Source organism: Sulfitobacter brevis (genome assembly GCF_900112755.1).
Taxonomy (GTDB): Bacteria; Pseudomonadota; Alphaproteobacteria; order Rhodobacterales; family Rhodobacteraceae; genus Sulfitobacter; species Sulfitobacter brevis.
On record NZ_FOMW01000009.1, the window covers coordinates 126,445 to 145,149 of the forward strand.

Sequence of the window (18,705 nt, forward strand, 5' to 3'; positions counted from 1 at the left end):
CGGCGAAAATGCGGAAAAATTTTGCGAAGTTGATGCTAGTTTTCAGATTGGTCGCGCGCAAGCGTCGCGTGACGCACCAGAAATTGTGCGGCTTTCAGGGGGAGTGGTTGGCTCGGCGCTGTCATCATCAAGCGCCCCATCAAGGCCCGGAACGGTTCTTGCAGCATCAGTGCATCGAAACGCTGTCGTCGCCATGCAACCGCTGCGTCGTGTAGGCGTCCCAATTCGAGATCGGATTTCAGCTCGGCCAAATGGGCGTCACGCACGGGTGCGAGCGTATTGACGGTATCATCAATGTCCGTGTTAAAATTCCGCTCGACCCAATAATCGAGGCCGAGCAGGTCGTCAGAGTGCACGGCGCGACCACGGTCCGCCTTGAGCACATAGCTTTCCATCGCACCCAGCGGATAATGATTGAGCTGCACCAGTGCGTAGTTGTCCTGCCCGTAATCGGAGAAAATCCGCCGCGTTTTGAACATCTCGGTTAGCGGCCGGCCAGCCCCGTCAAACCAGCGTGCAGCGTCGAGCTTCGCCTTGTCGGGATCGCGGGGCCGATGCACGCCGGGTTTCCGGTAGGTGCCATCGTTGCGGTATAGCGTTTTGAACATCGCCGCACGCCACGGCCAGAACATCCGCGTAGGCGCACAGCGGGAAAAGGTTTCAGTGACGGGGGCATCGGCAAAGCGCACCTGTCCGGCATTGCCGAACAGCCGCCATGTCAGGGTGATCGCTGTCGCGTCGGGCAGGGCTGCATGCAGGGCGGGCAGGGTGTGATTACCCGTATGGATATTGACAAATTCATCAACATCGAGCGGCAAGATCCACTCGGCTTGTTGCAGATCGGGGAGTTTGGCTGCCGCTTTGAGCGCGGTAAACTGGATGCCGCCTTTATCGTAGGGGCCGTCGTTGCGCACATGGGTCAGCCAGCCCATTGCCGCCAGCCGATCAAGAATTTCATCAGTGCCATCGTCGCAATCATTCGAAAAAACGACAAAATTATTAAAGCCAACAGCGCGGTGATGCGCCAGCCATTCTAGTAAGAACGCACCTTCGTTGCGCACACAGAGCAGGGCCAGATGGGTCAAATCATTACCATTCGCTGCGAAAGCAAACGACCTTGCCCTGTGATCCGCGATGATAATAGGCGAGCCCTGCTTCCATAAAGGCGCGGAACACTTTGTTGACGCCCTCAGGCCCGATCCACTGGGGGTGCAACTCGATAACAGCGGCGCGCAGGCCCGTCAGATCCATTTCCGGGATCAGGTCAACCTCGGCCCCTTCGATGTCACAAATTAGCACATTGGGGGCGATGTCCTTCATGACCTGCCGCGTGTTCAACACATCAACTTTGATACCTGGCGGGTCGATCTCGCCCTCCAGCACAGTCATGGATGAGCCGAGCAGATCATCGCGCACGTAAAAGTCGACCTTGCCTTTGCGCTTGCCGAGAACTGCATTTGTAACTGTTGCGTTGGTGACGCCGTTCGCGGCGTGAACTGATTGAATGTAGGGAATGAGATTTGGATTTGCCTCGAAGGAATGGACCGACTTTATCGCCCGCTTTGTTGCGACCAGCGTTGACATATATCCGATGCCCGCACCCAGCTCCATCACCACATCGCCCTCTTTCACGATGCGCAGGACGGCGTCGGTTTCCTTAAGTTCATATTGGTTATTGCGCAACAGTTTGCGAACCCGGCCCCGAATAATTTCAGGATCATTGGGAAATTTCATCCCGCGCGTGGCGTAGTTTAGCTTGACAGAAACGGCGGTCGCGTCTGATTGGGGTTCAGCGGTCATGGTCAGCTCTCCGTATCCAGCGAGAGCGCAAAGGCGACCCGCTCGGTTTCATTGAGTTTAATGCGCAACGCCTGACGGTAGAGATCACCGAATTCGGGTAGTTTGTGTAAGGCGTCAGCTTGGGCCCGATGCCATGCAAGCCCGTTGCGGTGGAGATGTTGCAGGATGTCATCAACCATCAGGCCATCGTACTCTGCCTGCAAGCGGGGCAGGTTGCGTTGGATGGTAATGTCGCGGAAATCGCCCCAATCCATGCGGATCCAGTAGTTAATTCCGATCGAGCGGTCGACATGCAAGGCGCGGCCTCGCTGGCGTTTGATCAGAAAGGACTCAGCTGAACGCAGGGCATAATGGTTGAGCTGCAGCAGATCATAGCCGATATTGGATTTCGAGGAGCGCCAGCCGTTATGTGCAGCGTCCCGGGTCATGTCCTGCCCTGAACCGTTGACCCATTTTACTTTGTCTTCAAACTCCTCCGAGAGTTTATTGGGGCGATGGCACGAGATTTTAGCATAGGCTCCGAGGTTGCGGAACATCGTCTTGAAGCCCCAAACAGTATGTGGTTTTGGGCAGTACTTTGGCGCACATGTATCGAATTGCTCAATTACAAAACGGTCGTTCAACTCGGTCACGCCATTATGGCCAAACAGCCGCCATGTCATCGCGAAATTGGTGGCTTCGGGAACGGCCGCAAAGAGGTCTTCAAGCGTGCCATTGCCGGTGCGGATGTTCATGAACTCGTCCACGTCAATGTGGATGATCCAATCGGCATGCTGGATCACCGGTTCTTTCAGCGCTTGGTTCAGCGCATGCTGCTGGGGTGAGTTGCCTCTCCAGTTGTCGTTATTTCGATGTTCGACAACGCCCATCTCCATCAGACGGCCCAAAATCTCATCGGTGCCATCAGTGCTATCATTGGTGTAAATCAGGAAGTTATCGACGCCGATGGCGCGGTGATAGGCGATCCATTCGAGGATATAGGGTGCCTCGTTTTTCATGCAGCCAACGATGACATTACCGCTGCTGCCTTGCGGCAGTTTGCGGGGCGCGGCGGGGGCGTAGGCCGGGGAAATAACCTCGTCGTCGACCGCACCGAGATCATTGTGCGGGCGAAACTGGCCGGAAATCACCATCTGGTGGTTCACCTTGATGCGGTCCAGCAAGCAGGCGGTTTCTTTCACTTGCGCAGGCGTACCGGCCTGCACGTCGAGTAGAGTTTCGAATTTGGCCGCTGCCCTTTCGGCCTCGCGCACTTCGGCCCGCTTTTTCTCCAGCGAGGGAGATTGATTGCGCAGATGAAAGTCGTAGGCGGCGAGATACTGCGTCGCGCGGAAACCAAATTCGGTATCGGCCTCTTGGTAGGGAGCCAGCGGCGCATCCGGTGTGAGCGCCGCTTCCAGATCGGGGAACCGCGCAATCAACGCCGCGTTCTCGGTGCGAAAGTGCTCCGATACCGCGTGGAGGCTCCCCGGTTGAATGGTTTTTCCCGAAATACTCAGGCTGCCTAACATCTGGGCCCAGAGTTCACGCGGGCAGGCGACATCGCGTATCTGGCACAAACGGATCAACAGATCATTAAACGCACGCATTCGCGCCAGTGTCGCCGCCGAGCGCACGATGGATAAGCCGTTCGACTTAACTTTTCCTAAAGACCGGTTGAGCTCCAAAAGTTCTTCGACGACCACAGCGCCATCCTCAGAGGACAATCTGGCTGTGTTTAGCGGCAGTAAGCTGACATTTCCTGCGCCGAAAACATCCTCCCAAAGCGAGAGAAGCGCGGTGTAATCAAGCCATTGGGGAGGGCATTGCACATCATTAAACAAGCCGAAATAGGGTTCGTTCTGCCCGCGCAGCGCCAGTGCGCCTTGCCACCAATCTGCCCGTGCCGCGAGGGTGATTTCTTGGTCCAGCCCGTGCCGGCGCCCTTCGCCGACTGCGTAATCATAGTGCGCGGCCAGCAGTCTGGCTTGCTCATCAACATGCGCCACAACTCGTATATCATCGAAATGTGGGGACAACAGATCATGCAGGCGCTTCAGCTCTGCGGGCGTATGCAGCAAGCTGCCAAGCTGTGCAGCGCTCACCACCACATGGCGAGCTGCAACAGCTTTCAGATCAAAAGGGATCAAACTGCTGAAATCTGACGTGAGCGTGCGCTGCACCAGCGGGTTATCGAGCCCGCGTTTGAAGCGCAAAACTCCGATCTCCTCCGGATCGGCACATGCCGCGTATAGCCGGACAATGTTCCAATCGGGTGCAAAAACGCCTTGCTCGAGCAGGGTCGCGGCCTTCTCGCTGAATATGTCACGAAAGCGCGCAGCGGTCGCTTCGGTTGGGCCGATCAAAAGGGTCAGACGCATTTAGACAACCTCATCCGGATGTTCCGGCTTTCCGACATTGCTTTGACCCCACCACGGCAAATCAAGCCCGAGATACCCGGCAACCCGCGCCTGCGCATCTGGCGCTTCGATATCGTATTCCAGAAAGTTGTCGGCACCCTTAAAGACCTGTCGGCAGAACCGGTAGTGCCCCTCTAGCCATCGGGCCAGCTCGGCCTCTGTGCTGCCAAATCCCCGCGGCAGGCCGGGAATATCAGCTTGCGGCAGGCGGCGTTTACCCAGGTTATTCCAGCGCATCATCGAATTGGCAGTTTTGGCCGGATCGCGCCATGTCATCACAAACTTCACGCCCGGATGGTGCTCGATAATCGCCGAAAGCAGGCCCCAATCGGTCTGTGGCCAGAGGCTGCGATCATGGCGCACCGCCGACATCTCGTTGATCACGTCGAATTCATCCAACCGCGCTAAAGGATCACCACTCACGAAGTAATCGGCATAGATAATCTTGCCGACATGCATGCCCTTGATCTCGGGGTTTGCACTTTGTCCGTCGCGGATTTTCCAATCTGCAACCGTCAGGCCCGCGAGCCGCAGTGCATCCGTCAGGGTGGTTGTGCCTGTCTTGGGCAGCCCCAGATTGACTATATGGGTGCGGCTCATGTCAGCCCCAGTTCGGCACGGAGTGCGGCTTCGGCGGCAGAGTAGGGCGAAGAAATACGAAGTTTCGCCTGCATCTCGCGGTAGCTTTCTTGAGCCAGGAGCGCGTCCCGCTTGGCGCGGTGCAACGCCACAGCCTCCTGGTGCAGCGGACCAACGCCCGGCAACGCCATCAGCCGAGCCATCTCGGCGCGTAGCGGTGCAGCGTAGCGCAGAATACTGTCGTCGACAAAAGCCGCATCGTTGCGCTCGCGCCAATAGGTGTCATCAAAAGCGCGGTTCTCGCGGTTCACATCACCGCGGTCGTTCTTCACCAGATAGCTGTCGAGCGACCGCAAGGCATAGTGGTTCAGCGTTGCAAATTTGCGGGCGCCCTTGGCTGGAAATGCGCGAACACGGCGTTTATTGGCCAAACGCCGGAACGGAGGAGGGACCCGACGACCCGCCCCATCGGTCCAACTTGGCTGGGCCTTTTTGTCGTTATGAAAGGGCCGATGCGCGCCGAAATAGCCCAGAGGAAAATCTTTACGGACGAGTGACTTAACTTCGATAGCGGCCTCGCCACACCAGATATCCGGGTTGTGGGTTTTGGTGAATTGGCTAATTACAGGAACATCTTCGAATGCATCGATCCCTCCATTCGCCATGAATTGAAATGTCACTGAGATTGCCTGCGGGTTGCCACAGGCTTTGATCAGCGCCGGAATCGAATGGTCGCCGACATGGATGTTCAAAAACTCGTCTACATCAGCGACCCACACCCAATCAGCCTCACAGATCAGGGGATGGTCCTTCGCTTGCTTGAGGGCCTGCATCTGATAGTTACGTGTGGTGGCGGGGTTGGGCAGATGCGCGACCACCCCCTGCTGCTGCAACGCTTCCAGCAACTCGACCGTGCGGTCGCTGCAATCGTTGTGATAAAACAGAAAATCCGTCACCCCGATCACCCGATGAAAGGCGATCCATTCCAGCAAGAAGGGACCCTCGTTCTTGACGCAGGTGACGGCAGTGATCCGCATGTCAGTTTCCCGCCGGATTGGTGGTGGATGGGGTCTGTTTCATGTCTGCCTCTGGGTCGGGAAACATGCCCCGATACCTCTGTTAATTCAGGCAGACTATGGCAGGGCGACGGAATCGCGTCAATATTTACAGGTCTGCCGGTCTGCTGCGTGACAAATCGGCACCCGCGCGCCCTTGACCATTCGCACATCACATGCACCTTTACGATCAAAGGGAGCCTCCATGACCGATATCTCCAGCATCGATGCCGTGCAGACCATGTTAAGCCAGCAAGGCTATGTCAGTGACCGCGCCCTTGGAACAGTGGTATTTCTCAGCCTCAAATTAGGCCGTCCGTTGTTTCTTGAAGGCGAGGCCGGGGTCGGTAAAACCGAAATCGCCAAGGCGCTCGCCAAGGGGCTGGGCCGTCGCCTGATCCGTCTGCAGTGCTATGAAGGGCTTGATGCCTCCTCGGCGGTCTATGAGTGGAATTTCCCCGCCCAGATGGTCGCCATCCGTGCCGCCGAGGCTGCTGGAAGCGCCGATGCGGCCAAGCTCAATACCCATCTGTTCAGCGATGAATTCCTGATCGAGCGTCCCTTGCTGCAGGCTATGCGCCCCGATGCGAATGGCGCCCCGATCCTGCTTATCGACGAACTTGACCGGACAGATGCCCCGTTTGAAGCGTTTCTGCTGGAGGCACTCTCGGACTTTCAGGTTACCATCCCTGAACTGGGCACCATCGTCGCTCCTGAGCCGCCCATCGTGATCCTTACATCGAACCGAACGCGCGAGGTCCACGACGCGCTCAAACGCCGCTGCCTCTACCACTGGGTCGAGTACCCTAATTTCGACCGCGAGATGGAAATTCTCACCGCTCAGGCCCCCGAAGCCTCTGCTGCGCTCAGCCGTCAGGTGGTCGCTTTTGTCCAACAATTGCGCACTGAAGACCTGTTTAAAAAACCCGGCGTTGCCGAAACCATCGATTGGGCAAAATGCCTGCTGGCGCTTGATGTGCTCACCCTCAGCCCAGAAGTCATCGCCGATACCCTCGGGGCAGTGCTGAAGTACCAAGACGACATTGCGAAGCTACACGGTTCTGAGGCCAAACGCATTCTGGATCAGGCCAAAGCCTCGCTCGAACCCGCATGAACATCGTATTGACGGGGAATATGCCAGGGGTCCGGGGGCAGCGCTCCCGCACTACCACCCATGGCTGAACACCTTCCGCTCAACCTCCCCGACGATCCGAAACTGGTCGGTAACATCACCCATTTTGCGCGTGCTTTGCGCCGCGCTGGCCTGCCGATTGGCCCGGGTAGGGTCATCGATGCAATCCGCGCGGTCGAGGCTGCGGGCTTCAGCGAAAAACGCGACTTTTACTGGACGCTACACGCCTGCTTCGTCAACCGGCCCGAACATCGGGTTATCTTTGCGCAATTGTTTCGGCTGTATTGGCGCGATCCGCGGTACCTTGAGCATATGATGGCCGCACTGCTGCCTGCAATTCGCGGCGTTCAAGAGGACCGGCCCGCAAAACCTGCCGAAAAACGCGCCGCCGAGGCTTTGCTTGATGGCGCGCAGGCGCCTGATCAGGAGGGGCCGGATAGCTCGGACGAGGATACCTTGATCGAGGTTGACGCCAGCCTGACCATGTCCAGCGCCGAGCGTCTGCGCAGCCTTGACTTCGAACTGATGAGCCTTGCCGAAATGGCCGAAGCGAAACGCATGTTGGCGCGGTTGAGCCTGCCGGTAAAGCCGATGCCGTCCCGCCGTGCCATGGTGGCGCCTCAAGGCCGGATCGACGCGGCACGCAGCCTGCGCGCGGCCCTGCGCCGTGGTGGAGAGATGGAGCGGCTGGTGTTTAAAAAGCCGCGCCCGCGCTATCCCAACCTCGTGGTTCTTTGCGATATTTCCGGCTCCATGAGCCACTATTCCCGCGTCATCCTGCATTTTTTACATGCTGTATCCAATACCAATGGTGCGGGCTGGGCCAAGGTGCATGCCTTCACCTTTGGCACACGGCTGACCAATATCACCCGTCACCTCGCCACCCGAGACGTGGACGCAGCCTTGGCCGCCGCAGGGGCGCAGGCGCAGGATTGGGAAGGTGGGACGCGGATCGGTGCCTGTCTGGAAGCCTTCAACCGCGACTGGTCGCGGCGGGTCATGGGGCAAGGCGCGGTGGTGCTGCTGATCACCGACGGGTTGGACCGCGACGCGCCCGAAGACCTCGCCCGTCAAATGCAGCGTCTGCAACTTACCGCGCGGCGGCTGATCTGGCTTAATCCATTACTGCGATGGGACGGGTTTGCACCCAAGGCGGCGGGTATCAGGGCGATGCTGCCCCATGTGGACAGCTTTCGCGCCGGTCATTCCATTGCCTCGCTCGAAGCGCTGGCCGAGGCGATTTCCAGCCCCGATGACAGCGGTGAGAAAGCCCGGCTTATGCGGATGTTCAACGACTGAGGCCGCACCCGATTGCGAGCGCGGCCTCAAATTCTCAATCATCGACCTTGGCAGGTTTACGCGAACAAAGCGGCAAAGGTATCGCGGTAGGTTGCTTGCAGCGTGGCAAGCGATGCGTTGTGAGAGCCAAAGCGCACATCGGTGCCGCCAAACTGGCCTACTTTTTGCACAGGCACGCCAGCAGCTTTGGCCGCTTCGCCCAGCACTTCCGCTTGATCTGCGGAACAAGCGATCAGATACCGTGCCTGATCCTCGCCAAAAAGTGTACCAGTGTCGGCCATCTCCAATGCGACCCCAAGACCCGATTTTTCAGCCATTTCAAAGGCCGCAAGGGCGAGGCCGCCATCGCTCAGGTCGGTGCAGGCACCGATCTGTCTGGCATTGGCGCGGATAAATTCGCCATGGGCTTTTTCCGCCGCCAGATCGACGTGCGGGGCGTCGCCGTCCCTGCGATTCAACATGCAGGACAACAAAGCCGATTGCCCCAGGTGTCCATGGCTCACGCCCAACACCAAAGCCACATCACCGTCCCGCACCACATTGCCGATGATCTGGTCGACATGGTCGATCAGGCCCACGGCGCCGATGGTCGGAGTTGGCAGGATGCCAGTGCCGTCAGTCTCGTTATAAAGCGACACGTTGCCCGATACGATTGGCATATCCAGCGCCGCCACGGCCGCACCGATGCCTTTGATCGCGCCAACAAGCTGGCCCATAATCTCAGGCTTTTGCGGGTTGCCGAAGTTCAGGTTGTCTGTCGTTGCCAAAGGCCGCGCACCGACAGCACAGAGGTTGCGATAGGCTTCGGCTACGGCCTGCTTGCCGCCCTCGAACGGGTTTGCTTTGACATAGCGCGGGGTCACGTCGGAGGTGAAGGCCAATGCCTTGTTAGTGCCATGCACCCGCACAATGCCCGCGCCCCAGCCGGGAATACGTGCAGTATCGCCCATCACCATCGTATCGTATTGCTCGTAAACCCAAGCTTTGGAGGCGTAGTTCGGATCGCTCAATAAGGCGCGCAGGCCTTCGATGGGATCGACTTCGCCAACTTCGCCCAAAGGTGCTGCGGGTGGGGTTTCGACCCAAGGGCGGTCATATTCAGGCGCTGTGCTGGCCAGTTTGGACAGCGGCAGGTCAGCCTTCATTTCGCCGTTCAGCAAGATCAGGAAGCGGTCCTCGGCGATGGTTTCGCCGACAATGGCGAAATCGAGGTCCCATTTATCGAACACGGCCTTGGCTTCTGCCTCAAGCTCGGGGCGCAGGACCATCAGCATACGTTCTTGCGACTCTGACAGCATCATTTCATAGGCGGTCATGTTTTCTTCGCGCACCGGCACCTTTTCAAGGTCGAGCCGGACGCCGAGACGGCCTTTGTCGCCCATCTCTACGGCAGAGCAGGTCAGGCCCGCAGCGCCCATATCCTGGATCGAGATCACCGCACCGGTTGCCATCAGCTCAAGCGTCGCTTCCATCAGGCGCTTTTCGGTGAAAGGGTCGCCAACCTGAACGGTCGGGCGCTTTTCTTCGATGGTGTCATCGAATTCGGCGCTGGCCATGGTAGCCCCGCCAACCCCGTCACGGCCGGTTTTCGCGCCCAGATAGACAACGGGCATGCCAACACCGGATGCCGCAGAGTAGAAGATCTTGTCGGCGTCCGCGAGGCCGGCCGCGAAGGCATTGACCAGACAGTTGCCATCATAGGCCGTATCAAAGCGGACCTCGCCGCCCACTGTGGGCACACCAAAACAGTTGCCATAGCCGCCAACGCCCGCCACAACGCCGTGCACCAGCTGCCGCGTTTTGGGGTGGTCGGGACGGCCAAAGCTCAGCGCGTTCATTGCCGCGATCGGGCGTGCGCCCATCGTGAAGACATCGCGCAGAATGCCCCCCACACCCGTCGCCGCGCCCTGATAGGGTTCGATGTAGGAAGGGTGGTTGTGACTTTCCATTTTGAAGACCAGCGCCTGACCGTCGCCGATATCGACGACGCCCGCGTTTTCACCGGGACCGCAGATCACTTGTGGACCTTCGGTGGGCAGGGTGCGCAGCCACTTCTTGGAGGACTTGTAAGAGCAATGCTCGTTCCACATCGCCGAGAAGATACCCAGTTCGGTATAGTTCGGTTCGCGGCCCAGAATGCTTTGCACCTCGGCGTATTCCTCGGAGGTAAAGCCATGTGCTTCGATCAGATCTTGGGTGATAGCTGGTTCTTGCATGGTCTGGTCCCCCGACGGTGGCGATTTCGCATCTCTTAGAACAAGGGGGGCACGGGGAAAAGGCAAAAGAATCGTGTATATCGGGGAATGCGCGGCACTGCGGTATGTCAGCGAACCGGCATAAGTCGCTTTCGCCTATGTCTTAGGACGCCCCGGAAAAGCGGCGAAAAAAAGGCCGAGCTGTAAAAGCTCGGCCAAGTCCAACAGGGAGGTATGAAGCATGGCACCCTCGGGCGCCTCAATCTTCATACTGCCCAAATAGGCAGCGTATCGGCGTCGATCAAGGCAAATTCTGCATGTGCGAAGGCATGCCAGATATGCAATTTATGCATATCTTAACCATTTGCCTTTTCCCGCAGCAGCTTGCGGTAGGTTATGATCTCATCCTGAACGAAATCCTTGAAGGCTGCGACGCGCTTGGATTGGCGCAACTCTTCCGGATAGGCGAGGAAAACCGGTACATCGGCTGATTCCGTATCGGGCAGAACCTGAACCAGATCAGGGAAATCCTGAATCAAGTAATCGGGCAGCACGCCGATCCCGAGATTGTGCAACACACCCTGTAGTACGCCGAAGTAGTTGTTTACCGTCAAAAGCGAGCGCACGTCGTGCATCATCAGCTGCTGCACGAGTTGCAGGCCGGCACCGACTTGATCGCTGTCAGTGTTCTGACAGATCAAACGGTGTGACGCCATATCCTCCAGCCGTTGTGGGGTACCGTTCTCGGCCAGATAGGCCGGAGAGGCATACATGCACATCTTGATCATCATCAGCTTTTTGCGAATCAGATCGGCCTGGCTGGGTTCTTTCATGCGGATCGCGACGTCGGCCTCGCGCATCGGCAGGTCGAGAACACGCTCCTCGAGCATCAGATCGACTTTGAGGTCGGGGTATTTCTCGTAGAGTTTGGGCAGGCGCGGCGCCAGCCAAAGCGTGCCAAAGCCGGTGGTCGTGGTCACGCGCAACTCGCCAAAGACTTCTTCTTCGCTGTCGCGGATACGGGCAGCGGCTGTTTCAAGCCGTCGGCTCATCGCGGAGGTCGCGTCGAACAGTAGCTCACCTTGTTCGGTGAGGATCAGCCCACGGGCATGGCGGTGGAACAGATTTGTATTAAGCTGTTCCTCAAGCCCCCTGATCTGTCGCGAGACGGCAGATTGCGACAGGTTAAGCTTGTCGCCCGCGTGGGTCAGGGACCCCGCGTCTGCTACTGCGTGGAATATTCTCAGCTTATCCCAATCCATCGGATGACACTACTTTCTAAAGGTGACCTATGTCCTAACTTAATTGCAGGAAAATGACAGGCCCTGATCTGCGCGAACTGACGCAGGCAAGGAAAAAACTACCTATACAGGTCAGCAATTGTGACCTATATAGAAGGGAAATGGCGCAATGCAAATTGCGGGTTCAGGGAGGTTCCACCATGTCAGTCCAGAAAATTTCACTTAATGACCGGTTTGATCTGGAGAAGTCGCCAGTGCTGTTGAATGGCACGCAGGCGCTTGTGCGGATGATGATGATGCAAGGCGCGCGCGACAAGGCGGCGGGGCTGAATACCGCAGGCTATGTGACCGGGTATCGCGGTAGCCCGCTCGGTGCAGTCGACTTGCAGATGGCCAAAGCTGAAAAGTTACTGGCTGGCTATAACGTCAAGTTCCAACCCGGCCTGAACGAAGACCTCGCAGCAACGGCCCTTTGGGGCAGCCAGCAGGCAGAGCTGCGCGGCGAGGGCAAATATGATGGCGTTTTCGGGCTGTGGTACGGCAAAGGGCCTGGGGTGGACCGGTCAGGCGATGTGATGCGGCACGCCAATATGGCAGGCACCAGCGCGCAGGGTGGCGTGCTTATGGCGATGGGCGATGATCACACCGGTGAATCCTCAACTGTGTTGCACCAGTCTGAATGGGCAATGGTGGATGCCTATATGCCGGTCGTCAGCCCGGCTGGCGTACAAGAAATTCTGGACTACGGCATTTATGGCTGGGCGCTGTCGCGGTTTTCTGGCCTGTGGGTCGGTCTCAAGACGATGAAGGACACGGTGGAGGCGACATCCGTGGTGGATGGCAATCCGCACCGGATGAATCTGGTGACGCCAGAATTTGTTATGCCGCAAGGCGGGCTGAACATCCGCCTGCAAGACACACCACACCTGCAAGAAACGCGGATGATCGACTATAAACGCTTTGCTGCCGAAGCCTTCAGCCATGCCAACAAAATGGACAAGCGCATGTGGGGCAAACGCGGTGCCAAGATTGGCTTCGCGGCGGCGGGCAAGAACTGGCTCGATCTGGTTCATGCGATGAACCTGCTGAATATTGATGAGAACGAGGCCGAACGGCTTGGGCTGACGCTTTATAAGATCGGGCAAACCTTCCCGCTCGACATGCAGGGCTTCCATGAATGGGCCGACGGTCTGGACTTGATCGTTGTGGTTGAAGAAAAGCGCAAGCTGATCGAGATCCAGATCAAGGAAGCGCTGTTCTCCGACACCCATCGCCGCGTCTATGGCTGGCACAAAGGTGGCGCTGGCATGGAGCACGGCGAAGAGTTGTTCCCGACACGTGGCGCATTGGACCCGATCTGGATTGCCGAAAAGCTTGGCGGTATTCTGCTGGAGGAGGGCCGCGAAACTGACGGTATCCGCGCAGGGCTCGAAAAGCTCGACGAGGCACGGCGGTCGGACAACGCCGAAGATATCGCGGCACGGCTGCCCTATTACTGCTCGGGTTGCCCGCATAACACCTCCACTAAGGTGCCCGAGGGATCGCGCGCCTATGCAGGGATCGGCTGTCACTACATGGTGCAGTGGATGGACCGCGAAACCACCGGCTTTACCCATATGGGCGGCGAGGGCGCGAACTGGATCGGCGAGGCGCCGTTCTCCAATACCAAGCACGTGTTCCAAAACCTCGGCGATGGCACCTATAACCACTCCGGCGTGCAAGCGATCCGCGCGGCCTTGGCGGCGGGGACCAATATTACCTACAAAATCCTCTACAATGATGCGGTTGCGATGACGGGCGGCCAGCACAACGAGGGCGACCTTGATGCCTACCGCATCGTCAAGGAACTCAAGGCGATGGGCGTGAAGAACGTGGCCGTGGTCTATGACGAGAAAGAAGACGTTGATCTGGCACAGTTCAAAGGTGTCGAGGTGCACGAGCGCGCCGAGATGGATAACGTACAGAAAGCCTTCCGCGGCCATGAGGGTGTGAGTGCAATCGTCTATATCCAGACCTGCGCGGCGGAGAAGCGGCGGCGTCGCAAGCGCGGATTGTTCCCGGACCCTGACAAGCGGGTCTTTATCAACGAAGAGGTCTGCGAAGGCTGCGGCGATTGCGGAGTGCAATCCAACTGCGTGTCGATCGTGCCGAACGAGACCGAGCTGGGCCGCAAACGTGCGATTGATCAGTCGTCCTGTAACAAGGATTTCTCCTGTCTCAAGGGTTTCTGCCCGTCTTTCGTAACGCTTGAAGGCGCGAAAGTCCGCAAGGATCCGACGACCGAGATCACGATTCCCGCATTGCCCGACCCGCAGTTGCCCGTCATCAACGGCACCCACAATGTGGTCATCACCGGCGTCGGTGGCACCGGCGTGGTGACCATTGGTGCGCTGATGGCACAGGCAGCACAGCTGGATGGCAAAGGTGCGGGCATGATGGAGATGGCCGGACTGGCTCAAAAAGGTGGCGCGGTGCATATCCATTGCCGCATCGCCGAGCGTCCCGAAGATATTAGCGCCATTCGTGTGGCAACCGGTGAGGCGGATGCGTTGATCGGGGGCGATCTCGTGGTCTCTGCCGGGCACAAAACGCTGGGGCTGACCCGTCAGGGCCGTACCGGTGCCGTGGTGAACTCGCACCAGATCATCACCGGCGATTTCACCCGCGACACCGAATTCCAGCTGCCCTATGACCGCCTGTCGCTGGCGCTGGAAGCGCGTTTGCAGGATCGCGTGTCGATGATTGATGCGTCCGAGTTGGCAAAGGCCGCCTTGGGCGACTCGATCTTCTCCAACATGATGATCCTTGGCGCTGCGTGGCAAAAGGGCCTGCTGCCACTGAGCCTTGAGAGCTTGCAGGAGGCGATCCGGATGAACGGGGCGGCGATTGATCGCAACCTGCGCGCCTTCGAGATCGGGCGTTGGGCTGCACTATACCCTGAAGACGCCGCACAGGTGCACCAGCCCAAGGTGATCGCTCTGCCAAAGACATTGGACGACAAGATCGCCTATCGCGTCGACCATCTAACAGGCTATCAGAGCAAGAAGCTCGCTAACCGCTATCTCAGGATGGTTGAGGGCATCGGTGATCCCGCGGTGAAGACTGCGGTGGCAATGGGCTATCATAAGCTGCTGAGCTATAAGGACGAATATGAAGTTGCCCGGCTGCTGTTGCGCAGTGGTGACAAGGCCCGCGCGGGCTTTGATGGCGACTTCAAGATGACTTTCCACATGGCCCCGCCGATCATTTCCAAAGAGGGGCCAGACGGGCGTCCGCTCAAGCGTGAGTTTGGCGAATGGCTGCTCGGCCCGCTCAAGATGATGTCGAAGTTCAAATTCCTGCGTGGCACCGCTTTTGATCCCTTTGGCAAAACCGAGGAACGCCGCATGGAACGTGCGCTGATTGCGCAATATGAGGCGGATATGAGGGATGTATTGCCCAAGCTGACCGACCAGACCCGTGAGGCGATTGTCGCACTGGCGGAGCTGCCTTTGCAAATCCGTGGGTTCGGGCCGGTCAAGCAGGCCAATGAGCTGAAGGCTGCAAAACGCCGCGAAGAACTGTTGAGCGTGATCAAAGCGGGCGGAAATGCCACGGCGAAGGCCGCAGAGTAACGCCCCGTCAACTTTGTCATGCAACAGACACGGAACGGTTCTATATCGGGCGCAGCGTAATACCTGCGCCTGATCATTCCTTTTCGGAGCTTTGGATGGATCACACCTCTCCCGCGACTGCCCGCGATATCAGCTATGCAGGGTCCGCCGCGACCAAGGGCGGGCGGGCTCTGATCCGGTTGATGGAGAACTCCACCGGTCGTTTGAAATTGATAAAGCGGGCGCAGGGCTATGAGAGCGAAGTCAGTGTAGGACGGACGTTTTTCGACGTGATGGCGACGCGCTATGGGCTAAGCCTTGAGGTCGTGGGCGGAAGTCTCGCCAATATCCCCCGTACGGGTCCGCTCATCGTGATCGCGAACCATCCTTACGGCATTCTCGATGGGTTGATGTTAGGCCAAATCTTGTCGGTCGCGCGGGGAGATTTCAAAATCATGGCAAATGCGGTTTTCAGCCGGGCACCGGATTTGCACCAGCATTTACTGCCCATAGATTTCGGCACCAGCAAAGACGCGCTGGCGCTCAATATTGCGACCCGCAAGTCTGCGCTCGATTATCTGGGGCAGGGTGGGTGCATCGGGATCTTTCCCGGCGGGACTGTCAGCACCGGCGCCAAGCCGTTTTCGCGCCCGATGGATCCGGGCTGGCGCAGTTTTACCGCGCGGATGATTGCGAAATCCGAGGCGACCGTTGTGCCGATCTTCTTTGATGGCCACACCAGCCGGATATTCCAGATCGCCAGCCATTTGCATTCTACCCTGCGACTGGGCCTGTTGATCAAGGAGTTTCGCAAGCGGGTGGACACGCCGGTGCGCGTAGCAATCGGTGCGCCGATTGGCCGCGATGTGCTGGCGCCGCTGGCGTGCGACGGTAAACAGATGATGGATTTCCTGCGCAAAGCCACTTATGAGTTGTCTCCGGACCCGGACCGATGTTTCGATCTGGGGTTTGAGTTTGAGCAACGGCATCGCGCCGAACGGTGACAGGGTAATATGGCAGTTGGAATTTTTGACTCAGGCCTCGGCGGCCTGACAGTGCTCGACGCGGTGCAGGCGCGTCTGCCAGAGGTGGAATTTGCTTATCTGGCCGATAGCGCCCATGCGCCGTACGGGGTGCGGACCTCGGATGATATTTACGATCTGACCTGTGCTGCCACTCAGCGGCTCTTTGATGCGGGCTGTGATCTGGTAGTTCTGGCGTGCAACACCGCCTCTGCTGCGGCGCTGCGGCGCATGCAGGAGGGCTGGGTGCCGCGTGACAAGCGTGTGCTGGGCGTGTTTGTGCCGCTGATCGAGGCGATGACCGAACGGCAGTGGGGGGATAATTCTCCGCCGCGCGAAGTGGCGCTGAAACATGTCGCGCTCTTTGCTACTCCGGCGACTGTCGCCACCCGTGCGTTTCAGCGGGAACTCGCGTTCCGCGCAATCGGCGTGGACGTCGAGGCGCAGGCTTGCGGTGGTGTCGTCGATGCCATCGAAGACGGTGATTTCATTTTGGCCGAGGCATTGGTGCGCAGCCACGTCGATGCCCTGAAGCGTAAAATGCCGGAACCCCATGCGGCGGTTCTGGGTTGTACCCATTATCCGCTGATGCAGGATACTTTTCAGGAAGCTTTGGGGGCGGACGTGAAGGTGTTTTCACAAGCCACGCTTGTTGCAGACGCCTTGGCTGATTATCTTGAGCGACATCCAGGGATGATGGGCACGGGAGCGGCGGCGTTTTTGACTACAGGCGACCCCGCACGGGTCAGCACCCGCGCAACGCAGTTTTTGCGACGACCGATCACCTTTACGGCCGCTTGATCGCTGTTTTGACAGCACACTGATACTCTACCTACGGGAACCAGACATGACCCATAATATCGCCATCCTCGGTGCATCCGGCTATACTGGGGCGGAGCTGATCCGGCTCATCGCCGGACATTCTTCGATGCAAATCAAAGCGCTCGGCGCGAATTCGAAAGCCGGGCAGCGGTTGGCAGATGTGTTTCCGCATCTGCGCCATCTCGACTTGCCTGATCTTGTGCTGATCGAGGATATCGATTTTGCCGATATTGACCTGTGTTTTTGCGCGTTGCCACATAAGACCTCGCAAGAGGTGATCGCCAAGCTGCCGAAAGCGCTCAAGATTGTGGACCTTTCCGCCGATTTCCGTCTGCGCGACCCTGAAGAATATGCGAAGTGGTATGGCAACAAACACGCTGCACTGGAGCAACAGGAGGAGGCGGTCTACGGGCTGACCGAGTTCTACCGTGAGGAGATTGCCAAGGCACGGCTGGTGGCGGGAACTGGCTGTAATGCCGCGACGGGACAGTTTGCACTGCGTCCGCTGATTGAAAAGGGCGTGATCGATCTGGATGAGATCATCATGGATTTGAAGTGCGCCGTGTCGGGTGCGGGGCGGTCGTTGAAGGAAAACCTACTGCATGCCGAATTGTCCGAAGGATATCACGCCTATTCAATTGGCGGAACGCATCGCCACTTAGGCGAGTTTGATCAAGAGTTTTCGGCCATTGCGGGACGTCCGGTCAAGGTGCAGTTCACGCCGCATCTGGTTCCGGCAAACCGCGGTATTCTCGCGACAATCTACGTTAAGGGTGACGCGCAAGTCATTCACGAAACTTTGAAAAATGCCTATGAAAGCGAGCCTTTCATCGTTGTGTTGCCGCAAGGCGAAGCACCGAGCACGCGGCATATCCGGGGATCCAATTTCTGCCATATCGGTGTGGTCGCAGACCGGATTGAAGGCCGTGCCATTGTTATCGCCGCCTTGGACAATCTGACGAAGGGCTCCAGCGGGCAAGCGTTGCAGAACGCCAACCTAATGTTGGGTCTTGATGAAACCGACGGCCTGATGGCTGTCCCGCTGTTCCCGTGAGCCAATGAAAAGCCTTAAAAAACAACGTCGTATCCAGTTGGTCTCGGTTGCGATTGTGGCCTTGGTCCTATCAACGGCTCTAATCGGATATGCACTGCGTGACGGGATCAACTACTTCCGCGCGCCTTCGCAGGTCATGGCTGAACCTCCGCAACCAACTGAGGTGTTTCGCATTGGCGGATTGGTCGAAGAAGGCAGCCTGAAGCGCGGCGAGGGCGAGATAATCCGTTTTAGCGTGACCGATGGTGGCGCGACCGTTCCTGTCGTATTTACCGGCGTATTGCCTGATCTTTTCGAGGAGAATCAGGGCATGGTTGGCACCGGACGCTACGTGAATGGCGTCTTTGAAGCCTCTGAAATTCTTGCGAAACATGATGAGAATTACATGCCCAAAGAGGTCGTGGATGCGCTGAAAGAGCAAGGCGTTTATAAAGAGCCTGAAAGCTGAGACCGTACGCTCGTCTTTCGCCTTATTAACTAATTTCTGCCCAAATTTGCTGGACGCAATAGCAAG

Annotated in this window: 14 protein-coding genes; 7 read left to right on the top strand and 7 right to left on the bottom strand. The window is 58.0% G+C overall.

What is annotated here, in order from left to right:
* Positions 1-35: 35 nt before the first annotated feature.
* From BM174_RS13430 to BM174_RS13450, 5 genes are read right to left on the bottom strand one after another with little or no spacing between them, the layout of a single operon-like run.
* Positions 36-1,085 (bottom strand): glycosyltransferase family 2 protein, encoded by a 1,050-nt coding sequence (locus BM174_RS13430; protein WP_093924370.1) that lies wholly within the window; start codon positions 1,083-1,085, stop codon positions 36-38.
* Positions 1,086-1,089: 4 nt separating this feature from the next.
* Positions 1,090-1,800: an FkbM family methyltransferase gene (locus BM174_RS13435; RefSeq protein WP_245766370.1), complete on the bottom strand. Its 711-nt coding sequence runs from the start codon at positions 1,798-1,800 to the stop codon at positions 1,090-1,092.
* A gap of 2 nt (positions 1,801-1,802) precedes the next feature.
* The gene (locus tag BM174_RS13440) at positions 1,803-4,160 is read right to left on the bottom strand and encodes a glycosyltransferase family 2 protein (RefSeq protein ID WP_093924371.1); all 2,358 of its coding nucleotides are present in this window, start codon (positions 4,158-4,160) and stop codon (positions 1,803-1,805) included.
* Entirely contained in the window at positions 4,161-4,799 is a 639-nt protein-coding gene (locus BM174_RS13445) for a sulfotransferase family protein (RefSeq protein ID WP_093924372.1), read from the bottom strand.
* Positions 4,796-5,815, bottom strand: coding sequence for a glycosyltransferase family 2 protein (locus BM174_RS13450; protein ID WP_093924373.1), 1,020 nt, complete (start codon positions 5,813-5,815; stop codon positions 4,796-4,798). Before BM174_RS13450 ends, BM174_RS13445 begins: the two co-directional genes overlap by 4 nt.
* A gap of 223 nt (positions 5,816-6,038) precedes the next feature.
* Here BM174_RS13450 and BM174_RS13455 point away from each other — a divergent pair, with 223 nt between their 5' ends.
* Together BM174_RS13455 and BM174_RS13460 are read left to right on the top strand one after the other, a co-directional pair.
* Positions 6,039-6,947 (top strand): AAA family ATPase, encoded by a 909-nt coding sequence (locus BM174_RS13455; protein ID WP_093924374.1) that lies wholly within the window; start codon positions 6,039-6,041, stop codon positions 6,945-6,947.
* A 60-nt stretch (positions 6,948-7,007) separates the two neighbouring features.
* Positions 7,008-8,264 (top strand): vWA domain-containing protein, encoded by a 1,257-nt coding sequence (locus BM174_RS13460; RefSeq protein ID WP_093924375.1) that lies wholly within the window; start codon positions 7,008-7,010, stop codon positions 8,262-8,264.
* Between the two features lie 56 nt (positions 8,265-8,320).
* On the opposite strand, the gene purL is transcribed toward BM174_RS13460, so the two are convergent.
* Together purL and BM174_RS13470 are read right to left on the bottom strand one after the other, a co-directional pair.
* Positions 8,321-10,480, bottom strand: coding sequence for a phosphoribosylformylglycinamidine synthase subunit PurL (purL, locus tag BM174_RS13465; RefSeq protein ID WP_093924376.1), 2,160 nt, complete (start codon positions 10,478-10,480; stop codon positions 8,321-8,323).
* Positions 10,481-10,815: 335 nt separating this feature from the next.
* Entirely contained in the window at positions 10,816-11,721 is a 906-nt protein-coding gene (locus BM174_RS13470; protein WP_093924377.1) for a LysR family transcriptional regulator, read from the bottom strand.
* A gap of 179 nt (positions 11,722-11,900) precedes the next feature.
* Between BM174_RS13470 and BM174_RS13475 the strand changes: the two genes are divergently transcribed.
* From BM174_RS13475 to ccmE, 5 genes are all read left to right on the top strand, one after another.
* A complete protein-coding gene (locus tag BM174_RS13475) occupies positions 11,901-15,314 on the top strand; it encodes an indolepyruvate ferredoxin oxidoreductase family protein (RefSeq protein WP_093924378.1) in 3,414 nt (1,137 codons plus the stop codon).
* 95 nt (positions 15,315-15,409) lie between these two features.
* Complete coding sequence (locus BM174_RS13480) at positions 15,410-16,297, top strand: lysophospholipid acyltransferase family protein (protein WP_093924379.1); 888 nt, start codon at positions 15,410-15,412, stop codon at positions 16,295-16,297.
* 9 nt (positions 16,298-16,306) lie between these two features.
* Positions 16,307-17,116: a glutamate racemase gene (locus BM174_RS13485; protein ID WP_093924380.1), complete on the top strand. Its 810-nt coding sequence runs from the start codon at positions 16,307-16,309 to the stop codon at positions 17,114-17,116.
* Positions 17,117-17,162: 46 nt separating this feature from the next.
* Positions 17,163-18,191 carry an N-acetyl-gamma-glutamyl-phosphate reductase gene (argC, locus tag BM174_RS13490; RefSeq protein ID WP_093924381.1) on the top strand — a complete coding sequence of 343 codons (1,029 nt, stop codon included), beginning with the start codon at positions 17,163-17,165 and terminating at the stop codon, positions 18,189-18,191.
* 4 nt (positions 18,192-18,195) lie between these two features.
* Complete coding sequence (gene ccmE / locus BM174_RS13495) at positions 18,196-18,639, top strand: cytochrome c maturation protein CcmE (RefSeq protein ID WP_093924382.1); 444 nt, start codon at positions 18,196-18,198, stop codon at positions 18,637-18,639.
* Positions 18,640-18,705: the final 66 nt, after the last annotated feature.

Excerpts from the sequence above, each read along its gene's own strand:
- BM174_RS13435 (WP_245766370.1), bottom strand. The coding sequence starts at position 1,800 with ATGACCGCTGAACCCCAATCAGACGCGACCGCCGTTTCTGTCAAGCTA.
- BM174_RS13440 (WP_093924371.1), bottom strand. The coding sequence starts at position 4,160 with ATGCGTCTGACCCTTTTGATCGGCCCAACCGAAGCGACCGCTGCGCGC.
- BM174_RS13445 (WP_093924372.1), bottom strand. The coding sequence starts at position 4,799 with ATGAGCCGCACCCATATAGTCAATCTGGGGCTGCCCAAGACAGGCACA.
- BM174_RS13450 (WP_093924373.1), bottom strand. The coding sequence starts at position 5,815 with ATGCGGATCACTGCCGTCACCTGCGTCAAGAACGAGGGTCCCTTCTTG.
- BM174_RS13455 (WP_093924374.1), top strand. The coding sequence starts at position 6,039 with ATGACCGATATCTCCAGCATCGATGCCGTGCAGACCATGTTAAGCCAG.
- BM174_RS13460 (WP_093924375.1), top strand. The coding sequence starts at position 7,008 with ATGGCTGAACACCTTCCGCTCAACCTCCCCGACGATCCGAAACTGGTC.
- purL (WP_093924376.1), bottom strand. The coding sequence starts at position 10,480 with ATGCAAGAACCAGCTATCACCCAAGATCTGATCGAAGCACATGGCTTT.
- BM174_RS13470 (WP_093924377.1), bottom strand. The coding sequence starts at position 11,721 with ATGGATTGGGATAAGCTGAGAATATTCCACGCAGTAGCAGACGCGGGG.
- BM174_RS13475 (WP_093924378.1), top strand. The coding sequence starts at position 11,901 with ATGTCAGTCCAGAAAATTTCACTTAATGACCGGTTTGATCTGGAGAAG.
- BM174_RS13480 (WP_093924379.1), top strand. The coding sequence starts at position 15,410 with ATGGATCACACCTCTCCCGCGACTGCCCGCGATATCAGCTATGCAGGG.
- BM174_RS13485 (WP_093924380.1), top strand. The coding sequence starts at position 16,307 with ATGGCAGTTGGAATTTTTGACTCAGGCCTCGGCGGCCTGACAGTGCTC.
- argC (WP_093924381.1), top strand. The coding sequence starts at position 17,163 with ATGACCCATAATATCGCCATCCTCGGTGCATCCGGCTATACTGGGGCG.
- ccmE (WP_093924382.1), top strand. The coding sequence starts at position 18,196 with ATGAAAAGCCTTAAAAAACAACGTCGTATCCAGTTGGTCTCGGTTGCG.